We start from the raw sequence: 17,073 nt of genomic DNA on the forward strand, positions 1-17,073 counted from the left end.
GCGCGTAGCGTTGGCCACGCAATTTCCAATCCTGGTGCTGCCCAGCCGGCACTCACGGGCCCTACGTTCAGTCAACCAAGGAGACAGGCTATGACCATCGAAGCACCGTTGGAGGCTGGCGTCGCGTTTGCGCGCCTCAGGCTTCCAGAAAAATTTCATCGGATCAGTTCCTTCGCCACGGCACTCTACCTCGTGCACGCCCTGGCATTCTTCCTGGTTCCGGCCATGGTGGCCTTCGCCATCGTCGATATCCCGGCGTCGACGCCGGTGCGGATAGCTTGGGCACTCGTCTTGGGGATCATCGGTGGTCATGGAATGCACCTCTTGACCTTTGTCGGACACGAGGGAATGCACACGAACCTGCACCGGAACAAATACCTGAGCGCCGCGCTGGCGGTGCTCTGTTCTTCGCTGGTGCCGTTCTTCTTCATCGTGGGCTTCAGCATGACCCACTGGAAGCACCACCGCTATACCGGCCAGAACATCGATCCCGATGTTCAGATTTACTCGCAGTACAGGAACTTCTGGTCGCGCTTCTTTCGCGCGCGCTCCGGGACCGTCCGGATTTACATGAAGAACGCCGTGCGCATGGGGCTGGGCCTACCTTGGCCGGAGGACACCAAGCTGCCGTTCTCCCAGCGCGAAATGCGCTGGATCACCCGGATCAACATCGCCCTGGGGCTATGCGCTGTAACGGTGTACGCGCTCATCTGGCATCGCTCGTTGTGGCTCGGCTTCACGGTGATGCTGGCTCCGTATTTCGGGCTGTACGTGTTCAGCGCCCTGCGTGCGTACATTGAGCACACGGGCACCGTACCGGGTCGTTACCACGACAGCCGCAGCTACACATCGCCCATCTACACGGCTCTTTTCTTCGGGAGTAACTTCCATCTCGAGCACCACCTGTATCCGGCCGTCCCGTGTTACCGGCTGCCCGCGCTGCACCGGTACCTGGCGTCGCAGGGACTGCTGGAAGCGACGGGCGCACAGGTTGAGCGGTCGTTTTTTGGCGCGCTGCGCTATACGACGGCGCGCTTCCAGTACCCCTGCGTCAATCTGCCGTCCGCGAGCGACGATTTCCTCGAGCGGATTGCCGACGGCCGTTTCGATCGCGAAGCGGATTTGGCGGGTACCCGGGCCGGCGACGCGATGGCCGCAGTTGCGCGCGAATAGAGCACCATTTTGAACACACATACCACCCCGACCTCGCGTCGGCTGTCCCAGAACCAAAATGCCGTGTACGCGGCGAAGTAAGGAAAGATCATGTTTATCCAAAATACGTGGTACGCAGCAGCCCTTTCCGGAGAAGTCAAAAGGGAGCCTTTTGCCCGGACTATCCTGAACGAGAAGATCGTCATGTACCGCACCTCAACGAACCAGGTTGTCGCGCTTGAGGACCGCTGCGCCCATCGACAGGTTCCGTTGTCCCGGGGACGCCTGATCGGAGACGAGCTTCAGTGCTGGTACCATGGTCTCCGCTACGACTGCTCGGGGGAGTGCGTCAGTATCCCCAGCCAAAGCACGATCCCGAAGGGCGCGCGCGTCCGTTCGTTCCCCGCCGTCGAGAAGTACGGCTTTGTCTGGCTGTGGCCCGGCGACCCGGAGAAGGCAGACGAGGGGGCGATCCCGAACCATTGGGTCTGTTCGGCGCCCGAGCTCGCGGGGACGATGAGCTACTGCACCATCGCCTGCAACTACGTGTTCGGGATCGACAACATCCTCGACATCTCGCACGCTGCCTTCGTTCACGCGAAGACACTGGGCTCACTCGACATCGTCGAGACTCCGCCTGAAATCGTGATCAACGACGACGAAGTCCGCGTGCGCCGCTATATGCGCCGCGAGAAGACGCCTCCGCTGTACAGCCGGATCCTGAAACTCGACTACATCGACCGCTTCCAGGAGGTCCTCTACTGGCCCGTCGGCAACACGCGGGTCGAGACGAGAGCTCACGCGTGCGACGATTCCAGCGGCAAGGTATTTCACGTCTATACGACGACGATCTTCACTCCCGCCACCGATGTCACGAGCCACGTCTTCGTGGGCATGCATCGCGATTTCGACGTTGACAACCAGATGTTTACTGAGTTCACAGCGAAAGAAGTGTTCTCAACTGTCATGGAGGACAAAGACGTCGCTGAGAGCCTTCAGGCGAACTGGAGCCCCACGGCGCCGATGATCGACATCCACCTCGATCGGCCGGCGTTCGCCGCGCGCCGGATATTGGAGCGAATGGGAGCAAACGCCTCCATTCGGACGGGCGTATGACGCACGACACGACGGCGAGCCCATCATTCGCAGAGAAGGAAATGACGATGAACCATCAAAAACGCGCCGGTCTCTATATCGATGAGTTGCTGCGCGAACTCGAGACGTCGGCGCAGGACGAAGTCAGTTTGCGGCACCCCATGGCGTTCGGAGAAGTCTTCGGCCGCGGCCGCGTGGAAGAGCTCGCGGCTGCCGCCGAGAGCATCTTTTCCGAGGTCGAGCCGGATCACACATGGAGCGGCGCCGATATTGGCGGGCGCGAGTGGCATGGGCACTTCCAGGGCCGCCGCATTCGTGGGGTGACGGTGGCGCGGCGCTTCGACAAGCACGTACAGGTCGACATCTTCCTCGCCTCGTTCCCCGTGCCGGTTCGGCAGGCGCTGCACGACGCGTGCCGGGACCTCATCGACGCCGACGCATGGTTGCTCCCCCCGGGGATCGATACCGCGTTGCCGCCCATACCTGCCGACGAAGTGCTGGACGCCAAATTGCAGTTCGGCCTCGCCGCCGATGTGCTCTTTACCAGCCCCGTGGCCTGCAAGCCGGTTCGTGGCGTTGCCGACGTCGAACGACTGTGCGGCCATTCGATCGTCGTCTACGGCGGGCGCGCGAGCGGGCCGCGCCTGACGTCGGGCTCCACGACGCTGAGCATCTGGACGGGGCAGGTCGCCGGGCTGCCGCTGGAAGTGGCGAACGTCATCCACTGGGAGGATGCGCAGCATGTGAAGGTCATGGCAATGGCGATGCGCCCTTGGCCCGTCGTCGCACTGTTTCAAGCGCGCATGCAAGCGCGAACGCTCTCGTTTCTCGATGCGTCGTACTTCGAGTCGGATGACGGGACGACCCCGCTCCAGCTTGATGAGGAAGTATAAGTATATGAACGCTCCCCTCGCCCCGGCTGTGCAGGCACAGGCGCAGCCGAGCTCGATTTCGCCGTGGCCGGTTTTTTGGATCGCGAGTGTGGCGGTCTTCCTCGTCTCGATCGACGTCACCGTGCTCTATGCGGCGTTTCCCGCGTTGCAACGGGCGTTTCCCGAGGCCGGCTCGGCGGACCTGTCGTGGGTCCTGAACGCGTACACGCTGGTCTTTGCCGCGTTGCTTGTGCCGGCCGGCCGCTTGGCCGACCTGCGCGGACGCAAGCGCATGTTCTTGCTCGGACTTGCCATATTCCTGGGCGGATCCCTCGGCTGCGGTCTGGCCGGCCATGTCGCGACTCTGATCGCGATGCGCGCCGCGCAGGGAGCGGGCGCGGCGCTACTGCTGCCGGCATCGCTGTCGATCTTGCTGGCGGCGTTCCCCCCCAGCAAACGCGCGATCGCCGTGAGCTCGTGGGGTGCAGTCAGCGGGCTTGCAGGTGCGCTGGGGCCGAGCCTCGGCTCTTTCCTGGTCGATCACTTCGGCTGGCCGTGGGCCTTCTTTCTCAACCTGCCGCTTGGAATCATCATGCTATGGCGTGGATGGCGCATGCTCGACGAATCGCGCGATCCTGAGCGCGGCGCGCCGATCGACGTCATGGGCGTCGCCCTGCTGATCCTCGGCGTGGGCGCGATCACCTTCGGCCTGGTACAGTCCGAGGCGGTCGGCTGGACCTCCCCGATGGTGACCCTGTCGATCGCCGGTGGGCTGGCGACGCTGATGGCGTTCGTCGCCTGGGCGCGCACGGTGCGCGCCCCGGCCATCGATCTCTCGCTGTTCCAGGACCGGACATACTGCTACATCAATCTTGCGTCGCTGTGCTTCGCGATCGGCTTCGCCATGATGTTTTTCCAGACGTTCCTGTTCACTACAGGTGTCTGGTCGTACTCGCTGACGCGCGCAGGGCTGGCCGGCAGCCCTGGACCGTTGCTCGTCGTTCCCACGGCGATCGTATGCGGACGGTTCGCGGCGCGCGCCGGGCACAAGCTGCTGCTGGTGAGCGGGAGCCTGATCTTCACGGCGGGGAGCATCTGGTTCGCGCTGGTGCCCGGGGTCAATCCCGACTATGTGCACGCGTGGCTGCCGGGGGCCCTACTCACCGGACTGGGTGTAGGCATGGTCATGCCTTCGCTGTCGGCGGCGGCCGTCGCGCATCTGGCACCGGCGCGGTTCGGCGTGGGCTCCGCCGTCAACCAGGCGGTACGCCAGATGGGATCGGTGCTCGGGGTGGCGCTCACGGTCGCCATAACCGGCCATGCGATGCTGAACCTCGCCGCATTTCACACCCTCTGTTACCTGCAGATCGCGTTCGGTTTGGCCACCGCAATCCTGTGCGCACCGGTCGACACGCGATCACGAGCGCCTGCGCCTGTGGCGGCGCATTGATCTGATGCGCCGTCGCTTGGCGCTTATCGTTGAATAGCGTTTTGAGAAGTATTGATATTTCTGTAGAGATCAGCAATTAGCCAAACGAGCGCAACGCCGGTCTGCCCTCGGCAGCGTGGCGTTTTCCCGGTAATCAAATAACGGAGTATCGAATGACATCCAGCTTGAGCATGAGCGAAGCGGTAATCTTGGTTCCGGAACACGCCGCGCAGGATATCGACATGGACGCGATCCTGCGCCGGCGCGCCGCGGCAACGCCGGACGAGGTCGCTCTGCGTTTCCTGAAAAACGGTGAAGACGACATCGTTGACTTGACCTATCGTCAGCTCGACTTGCGCGCCGCTCGCCTGGCCCGCCAGCTCAAACAGCAGTTGACGCCTGGAGCCCGGGTGCTGCTGGTGCTGGAACCTGGCCTGAACTATGTCACGGCGCTGTTCGCCATTTTCAAGGCGGGCGCCACGGCGGTGCCGTCGTTTCCGCCGGTCGGAACCCGCGCCATCTCACGCTTCGCCAGCATCTGCAACGATTGCAATGCGCAGCTGGTGATCGCTGAAGGCAGCTTGCAGGCGTCGGTCGACCGCCTCAACGCTACGCTCTCCGCCGAAGGAAATTTTCCTGAATGGCTGTTTGTCGGCAGCGATTTTTTCGAAGCACGAGATGTGCAGCCAATACCCGCGCATGCAGACGACGAAGGGCGCAACGGCGGACAATTCCCGGCGCTGCTGCAATACACATCCGGCTCCACCGGCAATCCCAAGGGTGTGGTGCTTTCCGCCGCCAACCTGATCAGCAACAGCCGCGTGCTCGACATCAGGCTGGGATCGGCAGAAAAACATATCGGCTTCACCTGGCTGCCGCCCTACCATGACATGGGCTTGATGGGGGCGCTGCTGTTGTCGGTGTACAGCGGATTCACGTTGGTGGTCATGACGCCCGCTCATTTCGTGCAGCGTCCGCTGCGCTGGCTGAAAGGCTTGTCGACGCACCGGGTCACCACCTCGGTGGCGCCCAATTTCGCGCTCGACCTTTGCGTCGATACCATTACCGATGAAGAAATCGCCGAACTCGACCTGAGCAGGCTGAAGATGCTGTTTTGCGGCGCCGAGCCGGTGCGGCAAGCCACGCTTGACCGTTTTTCGGAAAAATTCAGAGCGGCCGGATTCTCCAGCGCGGCGTTTGTCCCGTGCTACGGCCTGGCCGAAGCGACCCTGTTCATTTCCGGAAAATCGGATCGCGACGCGACACCGAAGACGCTGCTGCTGGACCATGAATCTCTGGCCTGCGGCCAGGCTAGGCCGGCCACCGCAGATGCACCTGCCACGGCGGTAATCAGCTGCGGCACGGTAGCCAGCGGACATGTGATGGCCATCGTCGATCCCGACACCCGGAAGCAGTTGCCGGCCGGCTCGGTCGGCGAGCTGTGGTTCAAGGGCGCCAGCGTGGCGCAAGCCTATCTCAACCAGCCCGAAGCCAGCACCGAAATATTCCGTGCCTTCATTGCAGGCGATTCGCAGGACGGCCCCTACTTGCGCACCGGCGACCTCGGTTTCATGCTCGACGACGAACTGTATATCACCGGCCGCATCAAGGACGTCATCATTTTCGCCGGCCGCAATCTCTATCCGCAAGACATCGAAGCCGCGGCCCAGGCCAGCCACCCGGCGATCCGCACCAACGGCGTCGCGGCGTTCTCGGTGACGCGGGACGATACGGAACAGCTGGTGGTGGTGGCCGAGATCCTGCGCTCAGCCAAGTTGAACGGCGAAGACCTGGAAAACGTCGAAGACGCGATTGCCGCCGCCATCACCCGCAGCCACGGCGTGGCGCCGCACACCGTGCACCTGGCGCCGGTGTCGACGATTCCATTGACCACCAGCGGCAAAGTGCGCCGCAGCGCTTGCCGCGACGCCTTCAATGGCGGCGCGCTGGCGTACGCCAAGGCTCGTCCAATGCCATCGGCGACAGCAGCGATAGTCGAAACCGACAGCACCACACTTTTCCAACAGGGGTAAGCAGTGACCAATACCAAAACTCCGGCGGCGCCAGCGCCTGGCGAGAAAGTACAAGTGCTCAGGGATGGCGACACCAAGGCGCGCAGGCTGGCTTACCTGACGGTGCTGACGCCTGCCATCGGTTTTATCGCCGCGCTCTGGTATTCGATCCAGTTCGGCGTCAAGCAGCAAGACATGGTGCTGCTCGGCGTCATGTATTTCCTGACTTCGTTCGGCGTCGAAGGCGGATTGCACCGCTTCTTTTCGCATCGTGCTTTCAAGGCCGGACCGGTGGTGACTGCTGTCATCGGCATCCTCGGCTGCATGGCGGCGCAAGGCCCCATCCTGTTCTGGGCGGCGACGCACCGCATGCACCACGTCTTCACCGACCAGGACGGCGACCCGCATTCGCCGCGGGTGCTGTCGCCTGGCCTGCGCGGACGCATCAAGGCCTTGTGGCATGGCCATGTGGGCTGGCTGTTTACCGTCAAGCGCAGCAACTGGAGCACCTACGTGCCAGACCTGTTCGGCAGCAAGCTGGTGCTGTTCGTCAACCAGCACTACCTGATCTGGGTATTCCTCGGCCTGGCGATACCGACCGCGATCGGCGCCGCGCTGAGCGGCATCGAAGGTGCGGTCGGCGGCCTGCTGTGGGGCGGCCTGGCCCGGATCTTCCTGCTGGACCAGGTGACCTGGGCGGTCAATTCGATCGGCCATACCTTCGGAAAACGACCCAACCAGACCAGGGACACCAGCGGCAACATCGGCTGGCTGGCGCTGGTGTCCGCCGGTGGCGGCTGGCACAACAACCATCACGCCAATCCGGCGCTGGCGCACAACGATTTTCATTTCTGGCAAATCGATACCACGGCCTGGGTGATCCGCTTGCTGGGCCTGGTCGGCCTGGCATGGGATATCCGGCAACGCCAGAGCACAGATCCGCTAGACCAGAAACTTTTCAATAACGATTAACATCGGGAAAATGCCATGACTACGCAAACCAATGTCTTACCTCCCAAGCCGGCGAGCGCCGCCGGTCCTGCACTGAGGCCGGGCGTCGCGCCGCTGACCGGCGCCGGCGCCACCATCAAGCAGGTCACCGCGCTGGTGGTCATGCTGGTGCCGCTGGCCGGATTCGCGGTGGCGCTGCAGCGCGCGCTGGAAGGGCGCATGTCGACCATCGACGTGGTGCTGTTCGGCGTCTTTTATTTCCTCCACATGGGTGGCATCACGATGGGCTTCCATCGCTACCTGGCCCACAAGACCTTCAGCACCTCGCCCTTTTTCGAGGGACTGCTGCTGATCAGCGGCTCGATGGCGGCCCAGGGGCCGATCATGTTCTGGGTCACCACCCATCGCCGTCACCACACCTACAGCGACCAGCACGGCGATCCGCATTCGCCCAACCTGCACGGCTCGGGGCTGCTCGGCCGCCTGCGCGGGATCTGGTATGCGCATATGCCGTGGATGCTGGCCAAGGATGTGTCGGGCTGGAATTTCTTTGCGCCGGATATCCTCGCCAACCGCAAGCTGTTCTTCTACCACCGTACCTACGGCCTCTGGATCGTGCTCGGCCTGGCGCTTCCGGCGGTCATCGGCGGCGCGATTGGCGGCAGCTGGGATGCGGCCTTCAGCGGTTTCCTGTTCGGCGGACTGGCGCGGATTTTCCTGGCCAACCAGGCTGCCTGGTGCGTCGGCTCGGTGTGCCACATGATCGGCGGCAAACCGTTCAAGACCGACGACAACAGCGCCAACAACTGGACCGTCGCCATCCTCACCTTCGGCGAAGGCTTGCAGAACAACCACCATGCATTCCCGGGATCGTACCGCCACGGCGTGAAATGGTGGGAGCCGGACCTGAGCGGCTGGCTGCTGGCCGGGCTGGGAAAAATCGGCGTGGTCTGGAACCTGCGCTCGCCTGACGAAAAAACGATAGCAAAGATGCGGATGCGCGCCCGCTGATCGCTGCAAAATTCAAACACACACATTTGATTCACATTCACCCCAGGAGAAATCATGTCTCAAGAAAACAAGTCGGGCGGCCTGTTCGGCTTCTTCCGCAAAGGCGGAGAGGAAGTTGAAAGCAATGAGCCGTTAAGCGAAGAAGTGATCCGCCAGTGGCTGGTCAAGCGCTTGGCCAAGCAGGTAAAAGTCGATCCCAGCGCGATCGACACCGCCAAGAAGTTCGAGCTGTACGGCCTCGATTCGATTGTCGCGGTGCGGGTTTCCGGCGACCTGGAAAAACTGGTCGAGCAGCGCCTGTCGCCGGCGCTGCTGTTCGAACACCCAAGCATCGACGAGCTGAGCGCTCACCTGGCCACGGAACTCGGGCTCAACGCCATCGCATAATCTGGGAGAAATCAATGCCGTCCGCAAATAGTTACCCTTCATCGCCGGGGCCCGAATTCGAGGCGTTCCTGGACAAGAGCAAGACGCTGGAAGGCGCCCGTCTGGCCGAAGCGATTCCTAAATCGTATTTCGAACCGCAAGCCTGGCGCGGCCTGGCCGGCTTTTTCATCAGCTATGCGCTGTATATCGGCGCCATTGTCGGCGTCGCCTATGCGCCGCACTGGGGATTCTATATTCCCCTGTACATCGTCGCCGGGCTGGGCGGATGGGGCCTGCATTGCATCGCGCACGACTGCGGACACAATTCGTTCTCGCGCAACAAGAAGCTCAACATAGCCATCGGCCACCTGTCGCTGCTGCCGCTGCTGTATCCGTTCTATTCATGGAAGCACGTGCATAACCTGCATCACTTCCATACCAACAACCTGGAACTCGATACCGACTGGCGGCCGATTCCGCGCGACATGTACAAGCGTATGTCGTTCGGCCAGCGCTTTGTTTATATGGGCACCAGGACCTGGCTGTTCTGGGCCGGCACCATCAATTACTGGATCGTGTCGGGCTTTCGTCCGGGATTTTTCCCCAAGAAGGACATGCGCAGCGATGTCAAACGCTCGATCGCGTTCGTGGTGCTGGCTTCGATTGTGTATTTCTCCGCGCTCATCTACTTTACCGGCATAGCAGGTTTCTTCTTGCTGTTTTTTGCGCCGTGGATTGCAATCCACACCTGGTTCAGCGTGACCACGCTGATGCACCACACCGCGGCCGACATCCCGTTCCTGACCTCGGAACACTGGACGCCGAACGCTAGCCGCATGCTGGTCACCACCGACTACCGCTATCCGAAATGGCTGCTGTTCCTGACCCACAACATCTCTATCCATACCGCCCACCACGTGGCGCCGGTGGTGCCGTTCTATAACCTGCAAAAAGCGCAGACGGCATTGAAGCAGGCTTATCCGGGCATGATCAGGGAAAAGAACTTCAGCTTCGGCGACCTGCTGTGGGTCGTAAAGAACTGCCATTTCTACGATCTCGATTCGGGCTATTACAAGGATTCGGCGGAGCAGCGCGCCGTGGTCAACGGCGGCGCCACCTCGGTCCCCAATACCTGATCCATCATCAACCCGTGCCGGACCAACCGCAGGACCTGACGATATGACTGACATCACTTCACCATCGCCGCCGCTGTCGCAACAGCCGGCGGCGGCGCCGGCCCTCAGCATCGGCGCCAGCCTGGCAAAGGCAGGTTACCAGCTGGGCGGCCTGCTGGCGCCCAGGCTGGCCGGCCGGATTGCGGCCGACGCCTTCGGCCGCTCGCGCTCAAAAGGCGGTCGCACCTTGTTCAGGATGCCGCTTGGAGCGCAAACCTTCGAGATCGCCGGCAATGAAGACGTGCGCCACGGCTATCTCTGGAAAAACCAGGGTCCTACCGTGCTCTTGGTGCACGGCTGGGGTTCCGACAGCAGCAGCATGATCGGCTTCGTCAAGCCGCTGCTGGCGCTCGGTTTCCAGGTAGCCTCGTTCGATGCGCCTGCGCATGGCGAATCGGCTGGCAACAAGACCACGATGACGCGCTTTGTCAAAGCGGTCGGCGCGGCCATCAAGTCACTCGACAATGTGCAGATCGTTGTCGGCCACTCGCTCGGTTCAATTGCCTCGGTGGCCGCCATCGCCCACGCCAGCCCAAGGCACGCAGAAGCCGTCAAGCGCATGGTGCTGATCGCCGCCCCGATATCGCTTTCCACCGTGCTGGAGCGCTGGTCGACCAACCAGCGCCAGCAGCTGCCGCCGGCCGTGATCGGCAAGATCTACGACCGCCTGCACGTGCAGAACGGCGTCCCGGTCAGCCACTGGGATATCAGCGTGCTGGGCGCGGCCATGGATGTGCCGGTACTTGTGGTCCACGACGAACATGATCCGGTGGTGCCCCTGACCGAGGCCCAAAGGCTGATGCGTAGCCTGAAAAACGTGCGCCTGGAACAAACCTCCGGCCTCGGGCACAGCCGGATACTGTCGGCCGCCCCGGTCAAGGAACTGATCACTCGCTTCATCAGCGAATCCCATCTGACCCCAACTAGCCTGGAACCTAGCAATGACTGAAACAGAAACTGAATTCAAGACACTGATGTGCCTGGTGTGCGGCTGGATCTATTCGGAAAAGAATGGCGCCCCCAGCGAAGGCCTGGCGCCGGGCACCCGCTGGGACGATATCCCGGACACCTGGACCTGCCCTGAGTGCGGCGTAAAGAAAGAGGATTTCACCATGGTGGAATTTTAAGCTGCCGCAGTTGCGCCATCAGCGTTGCCACAAGCTCATGGGAACCTATCAGCTTTGACAGGGTGTTGAAATCCGGCGGCGGTATGATTTCTGACCGGCGCCAGTCAGCTTGCAGCTTGCCATCGATGCGACTAGAAATGGAAGACACTATGTTTATTCATAATGCAAGGTACGTCGCGGCGCTGGGCATCTTTCCCCTGGCAACCGACGCCACCTGCCATCTCTGGGCCGGCCACTACCGCGATTTCGGCATCGACAACCAGCAACTGCCGGACGCGATCGCCGAGGAGCTGCGCACTACCATCGCGGCAGCCGTCTATATCTGCCAGCAGGGGCAGGAAAACCGTGACAACGACGCCGTGTTCATCCACCTGGCGGCGGACCAAGCCTCGATTGCCGCGCGCCAGATCCCCGACGTGCCGCTGCAAAAAGGAAACGCAGGCACTATTGCCCACTCTTGTGAAATCGGCGTCATGGCGCCGGTTGCATGCAGCAGGACCAGACCGCAAACCACAATACCAACAGGAGAACGTCATCGTGAGCACCCCCACCGAACAGTTAGCGCCTACCCCCGAATCCGTCGCCAAGGCGTTCCTCACGCCGCGAACCGATGAGCGGACCCCGGTCACGGCCGGTTTCGAGGGCGCGAGCCGGGTAGAGACCTATGGCCCGAGCGGCAAGCTGGTGTCCTGGCAGGCCGGCCGGGGGCCGACAGTATTGCTGGTCCACGGCTGGGAAGGCCGCTCCAGCGACATGGCGCCGTTCATTCCGCCGCTGCTTGAGGCCGGCTACCGCGTGGTGCTGGTCGATCTGCCGGCGCATGGCGAGTCCGAAGGAACGACCTCGTCGATCCCGGCTTGCGCCGCCGCGCTGCTGAAACTCCAGGACTTGATCGGTCCGGTGTATGCTGCAATCGCGCACTCGGTCGGCTGTGCTCTTACTGTGGAAGCGGTGCGGCACGGCCTGCAGGTCGAGCGCCTGGTGCTGATCGCGCCGCCGGCGCGCTACTTCGATTACGCCGTCGGCTTCGGCGTCCAGGCTGGCCTGGACCGGCGCCAGGTGGCGGCAATGATCGCCCTGCTGCAGGAGCAGGGCGTCGATGTCGCCGATGTTAATACGCCGCGAGCCGCCGCAAGCCTCAAACAACCGCTGCTGATCCTGCATTCGAACGACGACCGCGTGGTGCCGGTATCGCTTGGTGTGGAAATCGCCGACGCCTGGCAAGGCGCCAAGCTGCTCCGCTTCGACGGCCTGGGCCATCGCCGGATTCTGAAGGCGCCCGAAGTGATCGATGCCGCGCGCGCTTTCCTGACTACCTGAACCAGGGCTACCTGAGAACCGCCGGAACATGACTATGCGGCGGGGGCAATACGGCCCATCACCTCGACAGCAGAGGATGGTCGCGGTACTGCTTGGGCGACATGTTGAGCCAGCGCTTGCAGGCCAGGAACAGTGCACTCTGGCCGGTGAAACCAAGCAGGAAAATCATCTCTGAGACCAGCAGCTGATGCTGTCCCAGGTACTGTTGCGCCAGGCTGTACCGCGCATGCTCCACCAGCGCCTGGAAACTGGGCCATTGAAAGGTGCGTTCGCTGATGCATAGCGCGCTGGCGATGTCGGCCCTTAACGGCGCGCCGTCCGCCAGCCGGCCGAGACGCTCGCTTCTTCGGCGAGCTCGATGGCGGTGTCGTCGGTAACCAGGCGCAGGTAGCAGATAAGCGGCGCCAGGCTGGCGTACAGGTTTTCGCTGGACATCATGGCGTAGCCGGCCACGTCGAAGATGGCGGGCGTGGTCACCTCGGGAACCGACAGCCCGATCGCCGGGTTATTCGAGCGCAAGGCGGCGACTTTCCACAAGGCACGCAGCTTTCCCGTTGGATAACTGGCGTTACCAAGGTGTTCAGCTATTTCGATGCGGACGCCGTCAAGCAAGGCCTGACCAGCGGCATTTACCTGGCGTCGCTGGACCGATAAGCAGCCATCCGGGCCCCGGGATTCGGCCCGGATCTCGGCCGTAGTTGCGATCACATTGAAAGTATTAAGTACACGGAGAGGAAAGCCATCATGCAACGCAAGAGTTTCGGCAACATGCAATGCCCCATTGCCCGCAGCCTGGAACGGGTCGGCGAATGGTGGAGCATCCTGATTCTGCGCGACGCCTTCTATGGCCTGACCCGCTTCGACGAATTCCAGAAAAGTCTGGAGATCGCCCCCAACATGCTGACCCGGCGCCTGAACGCGCTGGTGGAAGAAGGCTTGCTGGAACGGCATCTTTACTGCGAAAAACCGCCGCGCCATGAATACCTGCTGACCCAGCGCGGCCGCGATTTCCGTCCGGTGTTGCTGGTGCTGCTGGCCTGGGGCAACAAGCATTTCGCGCCGGAAGGCGAAAGCGTGATGCTGCTCGACGCCGATACCGGCGCCAGGGTCGAGCCGGTGCTGTACGACGGCGCCAGCGGCAAGCCGATCGGCGCACAGCACGTGTTCGGCGCCGGCCCGGCCGCCGACCAAGTTGTCCGGCTACGCGTCGCCCGCCAGCCGGGCAAGTGAAAAGCTGAAGCGATGGCGAGGTCGGGATGGCGGGCCCGGAAGGTCGCGACTACCCCCGCTGACAGTTCACGACTGACGGAGCCTTGCCCGAGGATGCTGGAATCCAGGTGTAGCAGTTCATGAGAATTATCTCCAAAGTGGCATATCAGTTCGCATAACCGCAACCGAAATGGCATTGACGGACGTGAATGACGACCCCTGCCTTATTCTTTGACCGCTTCAACGGCAATGTCAATCGCGACATCGTCCCCAACGTAAGGCGCATACTTGCCGGCATTGAAAACGGTGCGCTTGACTGTGGTGCTGGCGTTCACCCCAATCGCATCTTTCTTCAGCATCGGGTGGGCCATCAATTGAAAGGTATCAATCGCCAAAGTGACCGGTTTGCTTACTCCCTTGATCGTCAAATCACCATCCACGGCGATCGGCTTGTCGCCGTCAAAGCGCACTTTCGTCGATTTGAATCTGGCCGTCGGGTATTTCTCGGTGTCAAAGAAATCTTCGCCCTGAATAATGCCGTTGAATACGTCAAAACCCGTGTCAACCGACTTCATGTCGATGGTGACATCGACCGAACCGGTCTTGGCGTCCTTGTCGAGTACGATTTTGCCCGTGGTCTTGTTAAAGCGGCTGAGCTGCTTTGTATAGCCGAAGTGGTTGTACGAAAATCGCGGAAAGGTGTGGGTGCCGTCGATAACGAACGTCTCAGGAGTGGCGAAAGCCGAACCGCTCAGGGTGGCGATAAACGCAGCGGCAATTGCAAATCTGGTCAATGTTTTCATGATTAAGATTTCTTGTTTAAATGGATGGTGATAAAAAAAAGACTACGTGCTGGACGTGGCCACGATGTGAAACTTGATTTGAATATCGTTTGCGACAGTGTCAAAAGCCGCCCATGCACCTTCGCCAATGGAAAAATCGGCGCGTTTGATGACGAACGCTCCGTCGAAGGTTCCGATCTTGCCCTGCTGTGTAAAGATGACGGGCGCCGTAACGATGCTGGTACGTCCCTTGATGCTCAGAGGCCCGGTCACCTCATAGCGGTTACCGCCAAGTGCCTTGACGCTGCTCGCTACAAAGCTCGCCCTCGGATATGCTTTGGCGTTGAACCATAGCTTGCCGGTGACTTCGCCGTTTCCTTCATCCGAACCGACGTCGATGCTGGCGATGTCGATATCAATTTGCGCCTTTGCGCTATTCAATTTCGCCGGATCAAAGTCCACCTGCGCCGTAAAGTGCTTGACGCGGCCGTCCATGTTCACCCCCATCTGCTTATAGCCAAACGTAAGCGTGGTTTTATCGGTTTGCACAGCCTTGAATTCGTCAGCGTGGCCGAATGCCGGCAGGACTAATACGCCGGCGGCCAGGAATGCGTTGAGTGCATATTTGATGTTCAATTTTGTTCTCCTTCTATGTCGATCGAGATCACGTTTTGTCGCCGTAAGGCAGCATGCGGGTGAGAACGTCATCCTTGTTTTTTACGTGATGTTTCAGCGCCGCTAATGCATGTCCAAGGACAATTGCCGCTAACATCATGTTCAAGCTCCAATGCACCGTTTGCAGTAAATTTCCAAGCTCCCTGTTCTTGGTCAGAAGATCGGGGATCGGCAATACGCCGAGCATCACTGTTTGGAATCCTTTTGCGGAACTCATAAGCCAGCCCGAAAGCGGAATTGCAAACATCAAAAAGTAAAGCAGGCCATGCCCTGAATGCGCGGCGAGCCGCTCATTTCGCCCCATATGCGTTGGCAAACCAGGTGGACGATTAAATGTGCGCCAGGACAAACGTATGAGCGCCAGAATAAATACCGATACGCCAGCCCATTTATGCCAGGAGTAATACCTTAGCTTTTCAGGCGATAGCGGAAGATTGCTCATGTAAAGACCAAAGCAGAACAATCCGATGATGGCGATTGCCATGATCCAGTGCAGCGCTTTCGCAGTTGATGTGTATGAGACGCTTTTCATTTTCTATACTCCCGGCTATTGATCACCCCGCACGATTTTGAAAAGCGCGTCGAATTGAAGGTGAACCGTCGATGAAAGAATATATATGCGGGGATTCCATCTGAATAGACAGAATATTTAGATATGATCCATCGGCGTAGCAGATGGTAGAAGGCCGATGACCGCCGTGCCTCATCCTGCTCATCGGGCAAGCCGAATCGTGTCAGGCCAATGATGCAAATCGCTAGCTTGATTGTGATGGAGGGGTGCGAGCGGCTACACCCATGGTTAGTCCCAATATGGAAAAGAAAAATTGAAAGATTAAGAGATTGACAGCAAAGTCTGTCGAGATAACTTTGATTTTGAAATTTTTAATCAAAACGGACAGCATGGTCTGCCGACCCTTTGCGGGTGCGGTTCGCCAAACAAATGATCCGTATCGGATCCTGAGCGCCAGAACCGTGAAGGTCGAAATACGTCTGCATGCTGATCGCAGGCGTTCAGTCTATAAATGCATATAGCTCGAGAAGTCTGCCGTCGCGTGTGACCGCTACGTCGACGCCAGTCACGGCAGTCCGATTGTCTTCAGGCCCATAGCCCCATGCGAGACGTCCGACCCCATGCATGGCCTCGGCGGCGCCGCGCTCGATAAAGTCGAAAGCAGGGAATCTTGCCTGCAACTCGTCGATCCTGCGGTTGATGGCTTCGAGGCCGACATATCGGCCGTCCGGATCGACGAAGGTGCCTTCAGGCAGCCAGATAGTTTCCAGTTCCCTCATTCGCGCCGCAGAATCTCGCTCGCCGAAGATGGCGAGCAGGTTTCGCTGCAGCAGTTCATTCACCGAAAAAGACATCGCGGATTCCTTTGAATAATTGAAGACCGTGCCGGACGATAGTTCGCCGGCATCGTGGTCCTGCGGATCGAAACGGGCGCTACCGGTCAGTGTCGAGCGGCCATCGATACGGCGAAGCTGTCTTCCAGCATCAGGAAGCTTGCAATCTGCGCGCCGGAGAACGTCAGGGCAATCGCGAATGCTGTAACGATCAGTTTTCCTGTGGCGCTGATCCGTGTCTGCAAGTGGCCGAGAATGATCGCCCGATCGTCGTTCGCGAGGATGTCCTTGATATCGAAGCTGACGCGCTCGACCATGGTTTGCGTGTCGCGGACGAAATCCGATAGTGCCTTGCGTCCAGTCTTGTGGCCGATCCAGGGCAGCACGCCGGTGTCGCCCGGGATATTCCAGTCGAGATCGGGCGTGCACAACGCGGCAATCTCTTCGGCGCTGGCGCCTGAGCCCATTTTTTCAAGAAACTGCTGGGCGAGGTGGAGGTTTTTTTGCGAATTCATGGTGTTTTCCAGATAGTGCCGCAGCTATGCTTGCATGG

The 17,073-nt window shown here is 60.5% G+C and carries 21 protein-coding genes; 14 read left to right on the top strand and 7 right to left on the bottom strand.

Annotated elements, in window-relative coordinates:
• The first annotated feature begins 90 nt into the window (after window positions 1-90).
• The 13 genes from BCF11_RS12190 to BCF11_RS12245 all read left to right on the top strand — a co-directional run bounded on the left by BCF11_RS12190 (window position 91) and on the right by BCF11_RS12245 (window position 12,510).
• Window positions 91-1,173 (top strand): fatty acid desaturase, encoded by a 1,083-nt coding sequence (locus BCF11_RS12190; protein ID WP_098494981.1) that lies wholly within the window; start codon window positions 91-93, stop codon window positions 1,171-1,173.
• 90 nt (window positions 1,174-1,263) lie between these two features.
• Window positions 1,264-2,268: an aromatic ring-hydroxylating dioxygenase subunit alpha gene (locus BCF11_RS12195; protein ID WP_098494982.1), complete on the top strand. Its 1,005-nt coding sequence runs from the start codon at window positions 1,264-1,266 to the stop codon at window positions 2,266-2,268.
• 47 nt (window positions 2,269-2,315) lie between these two features.
• Window positions 2,316-3,140 (top strand): hypothetical protein, encoded by an 825-nt coding sequence (locus BCF11_RS12200; RefSeq protein ID WP_098497472.1) that lies wholly within the window; start codon window positions 2,316-2,318, stop codon window positions 3,138-3,140.
• A gap of 4 nt (window positions 3,141-3,144) precedes the next feature.
• Window positions 3,145-4,569, top strand: a complete 1,425-nt coding sequence (locus tag BCF11_RS12205; protein ID WP_233212465.1) for an MFS transporter — start codon at window positions 3,145-3,147, stop codon at window positions 4,567-4,569.
• 152 nt (window positions 4,570-4,721) lie between these two features.
• Window positions 4,722-6,581, top strand: a complete 1,860-nt coding sequence (locus BCF11_RS12210) for a fatty acyl-AMP ligase (RefSeq protein WP_098494984.1) — start codon at window positions 4,722-4,724, stop codon at window positions 6,579-6,581.
• Between the two features lie 3 nt (window positions 6,582-6,584).
• Complete coding sequence (locus tag BCF11_RS12215) at window positions 6,585-7,532, top strand: acyl-CoA desaturase (protein ID WP_098494985.1); 948 nt, start codon at window positions 6,585-6,587, stop codon at window positions 7,530-7,532.
• 15 nt (window positions 7,533-7,547) lie between these two features.
• A complete protein-coding gene (locus BCF11_RS12220; protein WP_098494986.1) occupies window positions 7,548-8,522 on the top strand; it encodes an acyl-CoA desaturase in 975 nt (324 codons plus the stop codon).
• A gap of 54 nt (window positions 8,523-8,576) precedes the next feature.
• On the top strand, window positions 8,577-8,909 hold the full coding sequence (locus BCF11_RS12225; protein ID WP_098494987.1) for an acyl carrier protein: 333 nt from the start codon (window positions 8,577-8,579) through the stop codon (window positions 8,907-8,909).
• Window positions 8,910-8,923: 14 nt separating this feature from the next.
• Window positions 8,924-10,024 carry a fatty acid desaturase gene (locus tag BCF11_RS12230; protein ID WP_098494988.1) on the top strand — a complete coding sequence of 367 codons (1,101 nt, stop codon included), beginning with the start codon at window positions 8,924-8,926 and terminating at the stop codon, window positions 10,022-10,024.
• A gap of 43 nt (window positions 10,025-10,067) precedes the next feature.
• Window positions 10,068-11,012 carry an alpha/beta fold hydrolase gene (locus BCF11_RS12235; RefSeq protein ID WP_098494989.1) on the top strand — a complete coding sequence of 315 codons (945 nt, stop codon included), beginning with the start codon at window positions 10,068-10,070 and terminating at the stop codon, window positions 11,010-11,012.
• Entirely contained in the window at window positions 11,005-11,190 is a 186-nt protein-coding gene (locus tag BCF11_RS12240) for a rubredoxin (protein ID WP_098494990.1), read from the top strand. The genes BCF11_RS12235 and BCF11_RS12240 overlap by 8 nt, the downstream gene beginning before the upstream one ends.
• 149 nt (window positions 11,191-11,339) lie before the next feature.
• The gene (locus tag BCF11_RS27980; protein ID WP_158229186.1) at window positions 11,340-11,804 is read left to right on the top strand and encodes a hypothetical protein; all 465 of its coding nucleotides are present in this window, start codon (window positions 11,340-11,342) and stop codon (window positions 11,802-11,804) included.
• Window positions 11,728-12,510: an alpha/beta fold hydrolase gene (locus BCF11_RS12245; RefSeq protein ID WP_158229187.1), complete on the top strand. Its 783-nt coding sequence runs from the start codon at window positions 11,728-11,730 to the stop codon at window positions 12,508-12,510. Before BCF11_RS27980 ends, BCF11_RS12245 begins: the two co-directional genes overlap by 77 nt.
• A gap of 58 nt (window positions 12,511-12,568) precedes the next feature.
• Here BCF11_RS12245 and BCF11_RS28625 read toward each other — a convergent pair whose 3' ends face one another.
• Both BCF11_RS28625 and BCF11_RS27990 read right to left on the bottom strand, forming a co-directional pair.
• A complete protein-coding gene (locus tag BCF11_RS28625) occupies window positions 12,569-12,904 on the bottom strand; it encodes a helix-turn-helix domain-containing protein (RefSeq protein ID WP_369827851.1) in 336 nt (111 codons plus the stop codon).
• Complete coding sequence (locus BCF11_RS27990) at window positions 12,814-13,122, bottom strand: AraC family transcriptional regulator ligand-binding domain-containing protein (RefSeq protein WP_158229189.1); 309 nt, start codon at window positions 13,120-13,122, stop codon at window positions 12,814-12,816. The genes BCF11_RS28625 and BCF11_RS27990 overlap by 91 nt, the downstream gene beginning before the upstream one ends.
• Before the next feature lie 132 nt (window positions 13,123-13,254).
• On the opposite strand from BCF11_RS27990, the gene BCF11_RS12255 reads away from it, so the two are divergent.
• The gene (locus BCF11_RS12255) at window positions 13,255-13,740 is read left to right on the top strand and encodes a helix-turn-helix domain-containing protein (RefSeq protein ID WP_098497473.1); all 486 of its coding nucleotides are present in this window, start codon (window positions 13,255-13,257) and stop codon (window positions 13,738-13,740) included.
• 203 nt (window positions 13,741-13,943) lie between these two features.
• Here BCF11_RS12255 and BCF11_RS12260 read toward each other — a convergent pair whose 3' ends face one another.
• The 5 genes from BCF11_RS12260 to BCF11_RS12280 form a co-directional block, all read right to left on the bottom strand.
• Window positions 13,944-14,522, bottom strand: a complete 579-nt coding sequence (locus BCF11_RS12260; protein WP_098494993.1) for a YceI family protein — start codon at window positions 14,520-14,522, stop codon at window positions 13,944-13,946.
• A gap of 42 nt (window positions 14,523-14,564) precedes the next feature.
• Window positions 14,565-15,137, bottom strand: coding sequence for a YceI family protein (locus tag BCF11_RS12265; protein WP_199110847.1), 573 nt, complete (start codon window positions 15,135-15,137; stop codon window positions 14,565-14,567).
• 28 nt (window positions 15,138-15,165) lie between these two features.
• Entirely contained in the window at window positions 15,166-15,708 is a 543-nt protein-coding gene (locus BCF11_RS12270; RefSeq protein WP_098494995.1) for a cytochrome b, read from the bottom strand.
• 479 nt (window positions 15,709-16,187) lie between these two features.
• Window positions 16,188-16,541, bottom strand: a complete 354-nt coding sequence (locus BCF11_RS12275; protein ID WP_098494996.1) for a nuclear transport factor 2 family protein — start codon at window positions 16,539-16,541, stop codon at window positions 16,188-16,190.
• Between the two features lie 86 nt (window positions 16,542-16,627).
• Window positions 16,628-17,035, bottom strand: a complete 408-nt coding sequence (locus BCF11_RS12280; protein WP_098494997.1) for a nuclear transport factor 2 family protein — start codon at window positions 17,033-17,035, stop codon at window positions 16,628-16,630.
• Window positions 17,036-17,073 lie beyond the last annotated feature (38 nt).

The sequence above is a fragment of the Collimonas sp. PA-H2 genome (assembly GCF_002564105.1).
GTDB lineage: Bacteria > Pseudomonadota > Gammaproteobacteria > Burkholderiales > Burkholderiaceae_D > Collimonas.

What these genes read in the sequence shown, in the direction of transcription:
- BCF11_RS12190 (WP_098494981.1), top strand. Translation starts at nt 91, where the DNA reads ATGACCATCGAAGCACCGTTGGAGGCTGGCGTCGCGTTTGCGCGCCTC.
- BCF11_RS12195 (WP_098494982.1), top strand. Translation starts at nt 1,264, where the DNA reads ATGTTTATCCAAAATACGTGGTACGCAGCAGCCCTTTCCGGAGAAGTC.
- BCF11_RS12200 (WP_098497472.1), top strand. Translation starts at nt 2,316, where the DNA reads ATGAACCATCAAAAACGCGCCGGTCTCTATATCGATGAGTTGCTGCGC.
- BCF11_RS12205 (WP_233212465.1), top strand. Translation starts at nt 3,145, where the DNA reads ATGAACGCTCCCCTCGCCCCGGCTGTGCAGGCACAGGCGCAGCCGAGC.
- BCF11_RS12210 (WP_098494984.1), top strand. Translation starts at nt 4,722, where the DNA reads ATGACATCCAGCTTGAGCATGAGCGAAGCGGTAATCTTGGTTCCGGAA.
- BCF11_RS12220 (WP_098494986.1), top strand. Translation starts at nt 7,548, where the DNA reads ATGACTACGCAAACCAATGTCTTACCTCCCAAGCCGGCGAGCGCCGCC.
- BCF11_RS12225 (WP_098494987.1), top strand. Translation starts at nt 8,577, where the DNA reads ATGTCTCAAGAAAACAAGTCGGGCGGCCTGTTCGGCTTCTTCCGCAAA.
- BCF11_RS12230 (WP_098494988.1), top strand. Translation starts at nt 8,924, where the DNA reads ATGCCGTCCGCAAATAGTTACCCTTCATCGCCGGGGCCCGAATTCGAG.
- BCF11_RS12235 (WP_098494989.1), top strand. Translation starts at nt 10,068, where the DNA reads ATGACTGACATCACTTCACCATCGCCGCCGCTGTCGCAACAGCCGGCG.
- BCF11_RS12240 (WP_098494990.1), top strand. Translation starts at nt 11,005, where the DNA reads ATGACTGAAACAGAAACTGAATTCAAGACACTGATGTGCCTGGTGTGC.
- BCF11_RS27980 (WP_158229186.1), top strand. Translation starts at nt 11,340, where the DNA reads ATGTTTATTCATAATGCAAGGTACGTCGCGGCGCTGGGCATCTTTCCC.
- BCF11_RS12255 (WP_098497473.1), top strand. Translation starts at nt 13,255, where the DNA reads ATGCAACGCAAGAGTTTCGGCAACATGCAATGCCCCATTGCCCGCAGC.
- BCF11_RS12260 (WP_098494993.1), bottom strand. Translation starts at nt 14,522, where the DNA reads ATGAAAACATTGACCAGATTTGCAATTGCCGCTGCGTTTATCGCCACC.
- BCF11_RS12270 (WP_098494995.1), bottom strand. Translation starts at nt 15,708, where the DNA reads ATGAAAAGCGTCTCATACACATCAACTGCGAAAGCGCTGCACTGGATC.
- BCF11_RS12275 (WP_098494996.1), bottom strand. Translation starts at nt 16,541, where the DNA reads ATGTCTTTTTCGGTGAATGAACTGCTGCAGCGAAACCTGCTCGCCATC.
- BCF11_RS12280 (WP_098494997.1), bottom strand. Translation starts at nt 17,035, where the DNA reads ATGAATTCGCAAAAAAACCTCCACCTCGCCCAGCAGTTTCTTGAAAAA.